11 protein-coding genes are annotated in these 12,390 nt (G+C 51.7%); 1 reads left to right on the forward strand and 10 read right to left on the reverse strand.

The features are described from left to right. The first annotated feature begins 138 nt into the window (after positions 1-138). Entirely contained in the window at positions 139-1,497 is a 1,359-nt protein-coding gene (locus C5Y83_RS10815) for a nucleotide sugar dehydrogenase (RefSeq protein WP_105329672.1), read from the forward strand. A gap of 169 nt (positions 1,498-1,666) precedes the next feature. Here the strand turns inward: C5Y83_RS10815 and C5Y83_RS10820 are convergent, their stop codons facing one another. The 10 genes from C5Y83_RS10820 to C5Y83_RS10875 form a co-directional block, all read right to left on the reverse strand. After that, on the reverse strand, positions 1,667-3,211 hold the full coding sequence (locus C5Y83_RS10820; protein ID WP_105329673.1) for a phage terminase large subunit family protein: 1,545 nt from the start codon (positions 3,209-3,211) through the stop codon (positions 1,667-1,669). Continuing rightward, positions 3,189-3,629, reverse strand: a complete 441-nt coding sequence (locus C5Y83_RS10825) for a hypothetical protein (RefSeq protein ID WP_105329674.1) — start codon at positions 3,627-3,629, stop codon at positions 3,189-3,191. Before C5Y83_RS10825 ends, C5Y83_RS10820 begins: the two co-directional genes overlap by 23 nt. A gap of 152 nt (positions 3,630-3,781) precedes the next feature. After that, positions 3,782-4,696, reverse strand: a complete 915-nt coding sequence (locus C5Y83_RS10830; protein ID WP_105329675.1) for a hypothetical protein — start codon at positions 4,694-4,696, stop codon at positions 3,782-3,784. 151 nt (positions 4,697-4,847) lie between these two features. Then, complete coding sequence (locus tag C5Y83_RS10835; protein WP_105329676.1) at positions 4,848-5,552, reverse strand: hypothetical protein; 705 nt, start codon at positions 5,550-5,552, stop codon at positions 4,848-4,850. Positions 5,553-6,317: 765 nt separating this feature from the next. Then, a complete protein-coding gene (locus tag C5Y83_RS10840) occupies positions 6,318-7,208 on the reverse strand; it encodes a hypothetical protein (protein ID WP_146117736.1) in 891 nt (296 codons plus the stop codon). Between the two features lie 905 nt (positions 7,209-8,113). Further along, positions 8,114-9,064 (reverse strand): hypothetical protein, encoded by a 951-nt coding sequence (locus tag C5Y83_RS10855; RefSeq protein WP_105329680.1) that lies wholly within the window; start codon positions 9,062-9,064, stop codon positions 8,114-8,116. Between the two features lie 109 nt (positions 9,065-9,173). Continuing rightward, positions 9,174-10,658, reverse strand: a complete 1,485-nt coding sequence (locus C5Y83_RS10860; RefSeq protein WP_105329681.1) for an AAA family ATPase — start codon at positions 10,656-10,658, stop codon at positions 9,174-9,176. 46 nt (positions 10,659-10,704) lie between these two features. Further along, a complete protein-coding gene (locus C5Y83_RS10865) occupies positions 10,705-10,899 on the reverse strand; it encodes a DUF2997 domain-containing protein (protein WP_105329682.1) in 195 nt (64 codons plus the stop codon). Further along, positions 10,896-11,264, reverse strand: a complete 369-nt coding sequence (locus C5Y83_RS10870) for a DUF1257 domain-containing protein (RefSeq protein ID WP_105329683.1) — start codon at positions 11,262-11,264, stop codon at positions 10,896-10,898. Before C5Y83_RS10870 ends, C5Y83_RS10865 begins: the two co-directional genes overlap by 4 nt. Further along, entirely contained in the window at positions 11,265-11,807 is a 543-nt protein-coding gene (locus tag C5Y83_RS10875) for a hypothetical protein (protein WP_105329684.1), read from the reverse strand. Positions 11,808-12,390 lie beyond the last annotated feature (583 nt).

Below are 12,390 nucleotides of genomic sequence, written 5' to 3' on the forward strand. Positions count from 1 at the left end.
GGCACCTCGCTGAATTGCGGGGCAGCGGAGTATACTGGAGCCACGTCTTCATCACGGTCGACGAGCGCTGCGGTTCTTCTTCAAGTTCGCCTGCCTCTTATCGATCGTGATGCTATTCGTCTTTCCCGAAAGGTACGCATGTCGTCGAACGCCTCCTCTGACAAAACGCCCGGTGACCAGTTCGAGTTGCTTTCTGACGCCATCAAGGACCAGACGGCCAAGGTGGGCGTGATCGGTCTGGGGTATGTCGGCTTACCTTTGATTCAGGCCTTTGTGCGGGCCGGCTTCTCAACCATTGGGTTTGACTCGGATCCCACCAAGGTCGAGCGTCTGCTGGCGGGGCAAAGCTATATCAAGCACATCGACTCGGCTTGGATTGCCCAGTGCATCGCCGAGAAGAAGTTCGACCCAACGGCCGACATGCAGCGACTGCAAGAGGCCGACGCCCTGCTGATCTGCGTACCGACGCCCGTGTCGGAAAGCCGCGACCCAGATTTGACGTATGTCGAGAATACGGCTCGCATGATCGCGCAAGTGCTCCGGCCGGGCCAGTTGATCGTGTTAGAAAGTACGACCTACCCCAGCACGACCCGCGATGTGGTGCTGCCGATTCTCGCGGAGTCGGGATTGGTGATTGGGCGTGACTTCTTTCTGGCCTACAGCCCAGAACGGGAAGATCCCGGCAACCCGGACTTTAATGCGAGCCGCATTCCGAAAGTGGTGGGCGGATACGGCCCGCCTAGCTTGCAGTTGGCCTGCGACCTGTATGGCCATGCCGTGGTCGAAACGGTGCCGGTGAGTAGCCTGGAAGTGGCGGAAGCGTGCAAGATTCTCGAGAACATCTACCGAGCGGTGAACATCGCGCTAGTCAACGAATTGAAGATCTTGTTCCATAAACTGGAGATCGACGTCTGGGAAGTGATCGACGCCGCCAAAACGAAGCCGTTCGGGTTTCAAGCGTTCTACCCTGGGCCCGGACTGGGTGGCCACTGCATCCCGATCGATCCGTTCTATTTAAGTTGGCTTGCACGTAAGAACGAACTCTCGACGCGGTTTATTGAACTGGCAGGCGAAGTGAACTCGTCGATGCCGCACTACGTCATTCAGCAGGTCATCGAGGCCCTTAACGACCACGGGAAGCCGGTACGAGGGACCAAGATCGGGCTCTTGGGCGTGGCCTACAAAAAGGACGTCGACGATCCTCGCGAGAGTCCTTCCTTCAAGCTAATGGAAGAGCTCCTGAAACGAGGTGCCGAACTCAGTTACAACGATCCGCACATCCCGGTGCTGCCAGAGATGCGGCACTATGATGTGCCCAAGATGACCAGCGAAGACCTCACCGCCCACTGGTTGGCCCAACAAGACCTGGTCCTGATCGCCACCGACCATTCCGCCTACGACTACGCATTCATCGTGCAGCACAGCAAGCTGGTACTGGATACCCGCAACGCGACGAAGGGTGTGACGCAGAATCGGGAGCGGATTGTGAAGGCTTAACCTCCGGTCACAAACAGAACACCCTTCGTCGCGGCCAATATTGGTTCGAATTGTCAAAGAGCATTGGCGCGAAACCTTTGACGGCCCGCCCCTCACGGTTCCATCCTGATGGACAAGTTCAATCGATTACCTTGTTTATCCCGTGAATCACGACGACAATGTTGTTTCGCTAGAAGCCCGAAAACGCTCTCGCCTCACGATTGGCAGGGAAATTGAATGTAGCGACTTGCAGTGCGTAATTCGTCGCATGTAGGGCGTCATCGAGCTGGGTTTCGGGATGTGAATACTTGATCGTTCGGTTCACATCGTCATATTCAGCGACTTCACAAACAAACTCATCGAGCAGTCTCCCGCACTCTTGCCTTCTGGGAAAGAGTATTTTCCTCGCCTTGACTCGACTGAATAGCCCGCCGATAGTCGCCGAACGCCCGACCGTCCATTTCGCAAGAACACCGTCACGTTGAGGGGGCTGACCGGCCGCGGAATAAAAAATTGCGAATAGCCTTGCATCAAGATCATGATTCTGTAAAAGCAGGCGATTATAAACGAGTCCGTTGCCTCCGCCGTCGGCACCGATCCATCGAACTCTAAACGTCCGACAAAGCTCCGCAATCTTCTTTAGCACAACATCAGGGTCCTCATTGGGCATTAGGTGGCTAAAATGATGGACCTCAAACATGTAGTCTCTATTCATGAATCCGATAACAATTGCCGTTCGGCTGACAGCACCACCACCCCAGTCAATTCCTGCGACAAGTTCGCCTTGGGCGACTACAGGGACATCGGACCATGCCCTTGCCATTGGCCTCTCGGTACAACATGCTTCTAACTCGCTAAGTGTTACCACATGCTCGCCCAAAGTTGTCGGCATTCCTAAAACCTCATTCTTAAAGCGTGAGAGGTCGTAATGCCTTCGCCGGTCTTGCAAATCGACATGGTCCATCCAAGGTACCATGACGTGGTTGATCCAATATCCGTCCCCCCACGTCGATAAGGGATTGCGAGGCACCCAATTACCACGTGATGGATCGATCGGCGCAGCACATTGGCTGCATACAGGACCGTCTGCTCCAAGACAACGCTCATCTGGAACGACACCATATCCACAAGAAGAACATTCCATGGTCCACTCGTGAGCCGTGGATTGGGAGAACACCGCGTCAAGGGGATTATCGAGCAGCTTGGGCGTCCCGGTGAGTATCGTCTTTCTTACTTCAGAATGACTCATGGTTTCCTGAAGGACTGGCAAGTTCCCAGCGGCGATGTCCTGGAATTCATCCACCAATAATACGTCCGCGCTAATCCCCCGAGCTGCATCTGCCGAACGATATGCTGCTCGGATATAGAGCTCTGAACCATTGACAAAACTCATGTTCGTAATCGGCAACCGCTGGCGGGAACGTCCTAATAGACACCTCCGAATCACTGGACTCTGTTCCAACGATTGAATTAGGCGAGTTCGGCTGAACACTCTGGCTTGCTCCATTCGTGGACAGACAAACAAAATTCGAGTCCCTTGTTGAACACATGCTAGATGCAAAATCGTGTTGACTAGGAACGTGCTCTTCTCTACTTGCCTACTTGTGCGAAGTATCAAGTTCTTCGCCGACGATTCATAGAATCCGGGAAGGTAAGGACGATCATCGAAACGAATTCGCTCCCGATTTAGAAAGACAAAGCTCTTACAAAACTCAAGCTTGCCCACCTTCCTCATCCTCGTCGTACTCTTCCATGATACTGGCGATCTGCTGATCGGTAAGAAACGGTTCGAATGTGTTCAACAGGAAAGGGTGCTCTCGAAGATGTTGCATGATGTCAGGATCGTCAATCCGACCTTCATCGCGACGAGACTGCATCCGTTGGTTAGCTTGCAGCATGGTGCCGTAGACCCCACGCATCGCATTGGCCTGCACGGGGGTGAGTATTCCCATGGCGATGAGGCCAGGCATCTGCCCCATCGAACGAAGAATCTCATCACTACTCATCGCCCTCGGAGGACTTGGCTCCGCCGTTCGCCGATTGGATGAGTCTTGTGACCGATTCACAGCAGGCGTGGTCGGTCGACGTCGCTTCTTACCCGGTTTTCGCTGTGGATTGCGATCACCGGCGTCATCCTCAGTTGCGTCAGACATGACTCTTATCCTTAACAAGTACTATCATCTGAAAACGCCTGCTTCAGGTTTGGCAGACGAGCAAAAATGAAAAAACGTTGGCTCGACGATCTGATGGCTTCTCTTTACTGTGAGGTTCGTTTCGCAGATTCGCGCCTCGGCGCACGCCTGGTTCAGGTTGACTCGGCTTTCGTTATCGTGTTCAAACTTGCCAGTTGCGTGTTCGCCCCATCTGCCTGCATAGCATTCGTGATTCGGTTGATCATCCTAGTTACCGTGCCCCGACGCTGAATTCCAAGCACCTCCGCTAACTGCAAGGAAGTGATATCGGGATTGTGGACAACCTCCTGTATGGCTCGAAACCAAGCCGTCAGCGCCAGTTGTGACCGCTCCATGACCGTCCCGTGCCGGAGGCCAACCTGCCGATGACAACCATTGCACTCCCACCGCTTCTGACGTTGAAGCCAACTTCCCTGAGCACCGAGGCAGCGCGGACATCGCCAGTTCGATCGACTAAAGCGTTTTGCAAGATGTTTCTCGCATGCCGCTTCCGTCTCGAATAGATTTGCCGAATTATCCTTCTGCTCAGTCTTTTCCTGTGATTGACGAGTCATTCGATCGTGCTGAATCTCACGAAGCTTATTGAGAGCCGCGTAGAACGCCTTTTCGTGTCCCCGTCGATAACGGTTAAACTTGTCCAATGCTTCCGTTGACACAGCCGAGGCCAGAACTGCGTCTTCCCGCTCGTCAGCATCATCCCCAGGTTCACTACTGGTGCTTAGAATCATGCCCGATAGTTCGCGTGCACCATGCCGAAGGACGGCGCCCTCGGCCTTTTCACCGAGTTCCATCATCGCCGCATGACGTGCCATCTCTGCCACAAGCAACTGCTCCGTTGTACCCGCGGGCTTAAATTCCTGATCTAGGCTGGCTTGAATCCCTGCAACCTGATCTTTGCGAAGTAACTCTGGAATTAGCTTCTTACTCGTGAGTCCATGTCTAAGCGAGTTACGCGATGCAGCAAGTTTTCCCTTATTTGTCTTAGGCCCTCCCCGCCTTCCGGCTTGTTCATTTTGCATGTCGTTCATCGCGAGTCCTCTAAGCGTCCAACCTCGTGACCAGATCACTTCTGGCAAACCTACGGCACTGGTGAAAATTTCTAACCGACACCCAATAAGCCGACAATCGGCTTATTGGCCCCAAAAAAAATCACGGCGATAAGCGCAGTAGATTACAACCTCAAATCTGAGAGCCCTTCGACGCAGACCAGGGTTCATACTTGTTTAATAGTTTAATAATTCGTAACAAATCCACTCTCAATGTGACAAACGGCTCGAAGTCTTGCACTGGGCAACGAGAGCCGTCCACGGGTTGCCAACCTAAGTACCTGCGGGCCCTCATGCGAATCCTAAAATCACGACTAACGCGACCAGTTGGAAACACATCGAACACGAAGCGTATGCAGGTCAGATCACCGATGTCCATAAAATAATTTTGGTCAGCATCTAACCTTCCTTTAAATGGAAACAGGCCATAATCCCAGCCATATAGCTGCGCAAAAATCGTCATCCCCTCGACAGCACGCTCAGCAACCATTGCAGCCAATGGCGTCCGGATGCCCACTTGCTTCAACTTAAGGACAATCCCCAACCATAGCGCATGATCCGGCTGGAATTCACGTCGATTTCCAGTGCTGGGTGACTTCATAACTCCTTTAGGAATGTACCCTTGCTCGAGAATGTAACGAACTTCTCGATGCTCAACATTGAAGAGTTCGCAAAACTGGCGTAACTGAATTGTTTTGACCTCGCCCATACATTGTTTATAAGCCGACATTCGGCTTACGTCAACATACTTCTCGAGAATACTTTGATGATGAATTGCTCGAAGGTACGCTCGGAACGTAAACCTCTTCAGGGCAATGTCGCGTTCAACGGCAATCATGGCCGTAAAATGGTAAACCAGTAGACATCGAGCCTATGAAACTTTCTTAGACGCCAATGGCCGATTCTACTTTCCAAGTTCTTTGTGGCGTCTACCATCCACGCACCACAACTCGTTATCAATCGCTCCCGCGTCCACGTCAGCACATTTGGCGCGGATCCTGTATTTCATCAATCGTTACTCCCTAATTCCACGTCACGAATGGATCGAAGATCGTGCGTGCTAAATCTACTGATCTTCTCCAGCCGATCGCGCCAGGGACCATCAGTCCTGATAATTCGCCGAATGCCATCGACCACAATCCGTTGATCCACTACGAGTCGGCCGGTACAAGCAGACGACGGCAAGATACCATTAGTCAACTCCTATAGATTATCGGAATGACGATTACTTGCCAAAGCGCCTTCCGGACGTTGAAAAGAGACTATGTTTTTCAAATTGCAAAGGCCACATTAATTAAAAGTCAAGTTGCCGTTCTTCGGCAGTGCCGAAGTAGCATCCACTGCAGCCAATAGCTAAAAAAAAGAAGCGGATCTCCCTGGAAATAACGCTCCGGAAGATCCGCTTATTTGCACTTACGTAGGCTCATCCGGGAGTCGAAAAACTTCGATCGCAACAAGAACGAATTACCAGCTAGAGTCCCATAGCTTGCAAGACAATCATTATTCGCCATAGATCTCTTACAAGACGGAATCTTCCACCCAATCGTTTTTTGGAGAGCTACTACGAATCACATGCTGAATTTGGTAGCCGGGAAATCAACGCTCAGTTCTTAATCGTGGATCTTGATAGTGAATCGAGATAAAAAGGTTTGTTGAAATGGATATCGGAAACGAGGCTTGTTTTTGCCGCCCATGATGAAGAGCGAATGGCTGCGTCACTACCCAACAGTGCCCAAACCATAACTCGATCTTTAGAAACGCAAACGACGGGAGCTTCTTCGCCGGCAACTAAGAACTCGCGAAACCCCAATCGAATAGCACGATCCAGAAAGGTACGATCTGAAACAAGGCAAACCTCGGCTCCTGATCTCCTTGAATTGGCAAGTATTAATTCCGTGACACTAGATGAACGTGCATTCTCGGCGCGGAGAGCTATCTGATCATTCATATCGATGGTCACCGGCCCGTTGAACGATTCGCTGGAAGGCAAATTCTTCAAATTTCGTTGTAAGAACTTGGCATCGCTTTCGCCTATTTGCAAAACGGCCACTACGAAAGCTGGACGCCGGAGCAAGAAATCGAGTTCGGGATAACGGCTACGCCTGTTGATTCTTAACCAGACTGTCCAGTGTCCGGAACGAATGACGACCCAATCGGCCAACTTCCCAACGTGCACCTTTTCACCATCGAGAAACTTCTGGCAAGTCAACAGTCGTCGTAATGGAACTAGACATTGCTCGTTCCAAGGGAATCGAAAGCCGCTTTCGGCAATCGCCTGTCTACCATCGGTCGCGACAACTTGCCCATCCTGACCACGGAGACAAACGTAACTCAAAGCAAATTCCGTTGATCGCTGATCAACCGTATCTGCAGCAATAGATAAAGCAGCTACTAACCGTCTTTCGTTTTCAACCCAGTGAACTGGAGTTTCAGGGAACGTGCTATCCTGCGAGATTGCCTTAAACGTAAGGGATTTGTGAACGCCCGCATCCAACCAGTGGCTGTCAATCTTTTCGCCGTCCAGTTTCCAATCAACGCTGCTGGTACGGGATCCACGATACTCTCGTAACAAATCCAAAGGTGCTGAAAACCTTTCAGGTAGAGAATTGCCCGCAGTTGCCCACTCGATAGCAATTTCATCTGTGATCGCGCGAATCCGAAGGCACTTTTCGTCTGAGCTGACGTGAACATCTGGACCTCGGCGGCGATTGCAAATTCCCAGCCCTTTTCGCAGGATCGTACAGAAGTCTTGAATTGTGGAGCCTTTAACCTGAATCATGTTAAACCTCATTGAGAAGAAAGCTCTGAATGAGGCTGCCGCTTCCTTCCATGGAAGACGGCCGCCATCACCAGGGAACTGGTTTAGTTGCAGGATCGTATATTGCGATGGCGATCGACTTCATCCCAGTCAATCGCATGTGGCTGTATCGATAAAGGTTCTGGGTCGTAATCAACTTGATCCGGATCTGCCAGTTGAAAACCAAGTCGACGAACCTCTCTTAGGTCATCGCCAGTAGCTGACGCGACCAATCGATCGAGTGCTTGCTGTATCATTGCATTTACTCCAATGTTAAAAAGCATTTGGGCAACGAAGACAAAATCAACGCCACCGTGGAAAGAGTGTTTGACCAAATTCAGGAGGACTATCTCTGTCGGTTGAGCCAGTGTGACTCAAGCCACTGTTGTTCCGCGAGAATCGCTGCTCCTCGATTCTTGAATGGCCCCAGAATTGGACCTCTTGTAGGCGTCATATCTGCAGTCCATTGCCCCATCTCACTTGGCTCAACATGACTAGCGCGTGTTATGTGAATTCGTCCCAAAGCACTCAAATCAAACAACTCATGGTAGAGACAGTGGGCTGAGCCATCTTGTTGAATAACGATTCTCATCCACACCCTCCTATCGAGGTCGACGTAGGATATTTCGACGAGGGCGATCCACTAGAAGTCCGTCCAAAGAGGACTGGACGGTCGCCAGTCGAGTTGCGACTTGCTGACGAAGCTGATGGCTGTCACGGAGTTGTTGGGGCTGTATGCCACCGACGACTTGCTGAGCCCGGTTGACGAGATCTTCAAGTTCTTCACTTGAACCAATATTGAGATCCCTAAACCGTCCGAAAAACGTAGTTAAATTTTCCAGTGCGGAATCGCGAAAAATTTTCGGCTTGCCATCATCGGAACCGGAAAGTCGTTCCGATAGATGCGAGACCAGTTTCTCAAGTTCCTCGATAAATGCCTGCTCAGCCATGCGAACGGCGTCATCAAACCGAGATCGAACCCGCCGACATTCCTCTTGGTACAGTTCGGGTGATAATTGCTGCAGATGCCGAGGTGCCTCGACATTGGGCCAATCCCAATTCAGATCGAATAAACCCTGCAGGCTGATCGGATAATCCGCTTCGTTGTAAAGCCGGCCCAAACGAAGTCGAGCAGCCTCCTTTAGATTGGTAAATTCTCTATCCAGCTCCGAGACGGCTTCTTGCAGATCTTGCTTGAGAGTCGTCATCCAAACTTGAATCGAGCTCAGGTCGTCTCGTTTTACAAGGCGGATACCAATCTCTGGAAACGGCAAGCTGACCGATTTCCAAAGTCCCACGGTACGGCTTCGGACATTCGTAACCGCCTTGTACCTAGAATGCGTCGTATCGATCAAGCGTTTTCCGGCGGAGATGACTTCGCCATCGGCGCCGAATGCCTCAGCCGCTTCCGAGCGTTGTTCGGATGTCAGCGATTTGCGGACCCCGAACCAACTAAAGCTCAAACGCATCGCGATCATCGTAGAACGTAGTCGCTCGGACGGAGACGAATCGACGGGTGGTGAATCGGTCATTGAATCGACCATCGTGCTCATGAATTGAACTTCCTTAACTTAGGGAGTAATGGTTCAGCGCAACAAAAAAGCCATGCCTCACGGGAGACATGGCTGTGGAGTTCAGGAGATTGATTGCTAAAGAATTTACTTAGTTCGCGGACGGATCTCGGTGAACCTTTCGCCGAGACTTCCCATGCCCATGGGATCTTTGATAGATGCCAGAATGACTTGCCGACAGGCAGCGACCACTCGCCCAAATTCGCAGCTTGTTGATCGATTCGGCTGCCGTCACGGCAATCGGCACCACGTTTTCCGCGGCCTGAATCAGCGGAACATCTAGCAATCCCGAGAGACGGCAACAGCTCTTGATTTCTGCACCGGACCAATTTGCATCATCAGGGAGACTTTGATCTCGGTCTATCTCGAAGTAATCCAGATAGATGTTCCAGATGGCGTCCTTTTCAGCTCGATCGGGCAGATCGAGGAAGAAAACGCCATCAAAACGTTCGGACCTTCCAAACTCCGATGGAAGTCGAGAAACATCGTTCGCCGTACAGACAACAAACACATCCGACTGATGATCATTCAGCCAACTAAGGAAGGTACCGAACATTCGCGATGCCACTCCGGAATCTCCATTCCCGTTAACGCCGGCGAACGACTTCTCAATTTCATCCAGCATGACAACGCATGGCGCCATGGCATCGATGACTCGCAAGGCCTGTCGGGTTCGCGATTCGCTCTCACCTACAAGCGAGCCCATGAGGCTGCCGACGTCGAGAATTAGGACGGGACGTCCCACTTCCTTTCCTAGGGCCTTAGCAAACTCCGACTTCCCACAACCGGGTGGCGAGAGCAGCAGGACGCCGCGCGGACGGCAATGGGAAGTCGTTCGGCCGTTGGGACGTAGGGCACGTCTCGTGAAGGCCTTGATGGACTCCATTCCCCCAAGGCTGTCAAAGTCTTGCGTTCCTCGATGTAATGATATCAGGCCACTCTTCTTGAGCGTCTGGGTCTTAAGCTCCCAAACCGCTTCGGCTGTAATCTGCTGCTGCCGGACCAACGATAGACTGAAGGCGTTTTCGGCCTCCATGCGAGTCAGACCTGCCGAGGCGTCCAACGCCCGGCCAAGCCCGAGATCATCGGGAAGTTCGCCTGGTTCCGTTGCGATTCCGCGAGCGATCTCCTCCAGTTGCTCTCGATTGGGTAACGCATGCTCCACAACGACGAACAGTCTTTCAAGCTCTAGAGGGATTTGGACGATCGGCGCGAGAATGACGAAGATCGTTCTCGTCTGTTTTCCGGCGACGATTTGTTGGCACATCGCTTGTACGATTTCTGCTGAGGACAGAAAACGATGAAAATTCTGGAGCACTAGAATGGTAGGCGTGCCTGCATTTCCCAGCGCACTGGAGGCGCGAATCGCCGTCAGGGGATCTGCCACACTACTTTCCGAGTCGGGTGAGCCGGCGACCTGTAATCCTGTTTCAATGTCCCAGCATGCAAGTTGCCACTGCTCATCGCGGCAGAGGCTTGATATTTCCGATAGAGCGTCTTGATGCTCATGCGATTCAACCCAAATCGCCGTGAAGCAGGCACGGACGTACTCTGCCAATTGAGTCTTTAGGTTCATAGTTACCAACCTTAGTCCAGATGAAATGATGAAACTTGGGCACAAATCAGGAATCGACTTGGTTGTGTTCCTGCTGTTGCAGATCTTGATAGAAGTCGCTGGTTAGCCGCTCACTGGTATTTGTGCCAAGAGCGACCTCCAGGAACCTGCTGGCTTCCTGACATGCTGCGCCAGAGAAGCCAAGCGTGGTGATCTTGGTCTCCCCCTGAGGAGAGATAAAAATTTCGAAGGTCTTATTCAACTGGCACCTCCGACCTGGATGGTCAGTTTGACTGCTCCATTTTCAAGCGGCTGTTCCAGTACGGTGTGCCCCTTTCGACGAGCCTCGAGTGAAGCCTTCTCGATGGCATATCGCTGCATGAGGCGATCGAGTTCGGATTGGTTTCCCCAGCGTCCTTCGTAGTTGTCGTAGGCCAGATTGCCCGTTTCGACATCGGCCACAACCGGATATCGCCACTGGGGAAGTTGAACTTGCCAACCGGTTGCCTCGTTGCTGAACAACTTATAGGTACCGTATACCGGTTCGGGAAGTCCGAGACGATTGGTGGCGAGCCGAAGAGCCGCCACGTCTTTGATTTGCGTTTGGATCGTGACGATGTGACTCACTTATTCCTCCTGCCTATCAGGTTCGGTTTGATGGGTTAGTTTCGGTGGATTTGTATTTTGGCGTTCCAGAAGTATGGGCTGGTCGGCGACGAGGTCGCTCAGGAACATCTCCGATACCTGAGTATCATCCGCGTCGCCTGGAGAGTTGTGCAGCAGATACCAGCAGACTATTAGCGGCGCGAGGCAAGCAGCTAAAGTGCCAAGGGATAACATTGCGGAAGCTGTCAGAGAATCTCGATTTCTTTCCGCAGCAAGCTCTTTGCGATCCTGCTCTAGGGTATCTCGCTGCTTGCCAAATTCTGCCCGCTCGGCTTGAACTTCGCGGTGTAGCGTTACCAACTCTTTGCGGGCGATGGCATCCGCCGCAACCATCTCACTGGAACCTTCGGCAACTTTGCCGTGTAGTTCCGCCATGATCTTATTGCGTTCCCGTTCATTGAGATTGTGGCGTTTTGCCAGTTCCAGGAGTTCATCCTCATCACAGCCGAAGATGAAAGCAATGAGCACAAGGGCAACAATGTTAACAATCTTAATCCGATTCATAGTTTCGCAGTTTCTCCAAGAGTCGATGAAGTACGCGTTGCAATGCTTGACGAAGACGCCTTTCTCGCAATAGTGTCCAGATAGCACACACCAATACCATTGATAACAGTAAGACGACTGGCTGTATCAAAGGCTAATCTCCTATACTTGGGGAAGATCACTTTCATCCAAATTATTGACAGCTAGGACGATCACATCTTTTATGACACGAAACCACGAGTTATTTAGAAGCGACCGCCAGAGTTCATCAATGTCTTTTTTTAGAATTCCGCTCGTCATTGATGGACTGCGCAACATGGCTGATGCAATCCCCGTTTAGGGAGCGGCTTTGCGGTCAGCTTCTGGCGAGCGATTGCTACGTGAACTCGCCCAATGATATTGCCCTCTATTTCTGCGAGATCAGCCGCTGACTAGTCGTAGGGCTAACCTCATTTGAAAGGCGACAGAATGTGTCTGAGAACCTGTCTGAAAAGCTCTTGATCGGAACCGGCGTTTGATTGTAAACCTTGGGTCCGTGAATGATCTGTGATCGATTGTCTCTTGCGGAGCAGTGGCATGGAAGCCCGATATCCGACCGATTTAA

This window comes from Blastopirellula marina (genome assembly GCF_002967765.1).
GTDB classification, from domain to species: domain Bacteria; phylum Planctomycetota; class Planctomycetia; order Pirellulales; family Pirellulaceae; genus Bremerella; species Bremerella marina_A.

What these genes read in the sequence shown, in the direction of transcription:
- C5Y83_RS10860 (WP_105329681.1), bottom strand. Translation starts at nt 10,658, where the DNA reads ATGAACCTAAAGACTCAATTGGCAGAGTACGTCCGTGCCTGCTTCACG.
- C5Y83_RS10855 (WP_105329680.1), bottom strand. Translation starts at nt 9,064, where the DNA reads ATGAGCACGATGGTCGATTCAATGACCGATTCACCACCCGTCGATTCG.
- C5Y83_RS10825 (WP_105329674.1), bottom strand. Translation starts at nt 3,629, where the DNA reads ATGTCTGACGCAACTGAGGATGACGCCGGTGATCGCAATCCACAGCGA.
- C5Y83_RS10835 (WP_105329676.1), bottom strand. Translation starts at nt 5,552, where the DNA reads ATGATTGCCGTTGAACGCGACATTGCCCTGAAGAGGTTTACGTTCCGA.
- C5Y83_RS10820 (WP_105329673.1), bottom strand. Translation starts at nt 3,211, where the DNA reads ATGAGGAAGGTGGGCAAGCTTGAGTTTTGTAAGAGCTTTGTCTTTCTA.
- C5Y83_RS10815 (WP_105329672.1), top strand. Translation starts at nt 139, where the DNA reads ATGTCGTCGAACGCCTCCTCTGACAAAACGCCCGGTGACCAGTTCGAG.
- C5Y83_RS10830 (WP_105329675.1), bottom strand. Translation starts at nt 4,696, where the DNA reads ATGAACGACATGCAAAATGAACAAGCCGGAAGGCGGGGAGGGCCTAAG.
- C5Y83_RS10875 (WP_105329684.1), bottom strand. Translation starts at nt 11,807, where the DNA reads ATGAATCGGATTAAGATTGTTAACATTGTTGCCCTTGTGCTCATTGCT.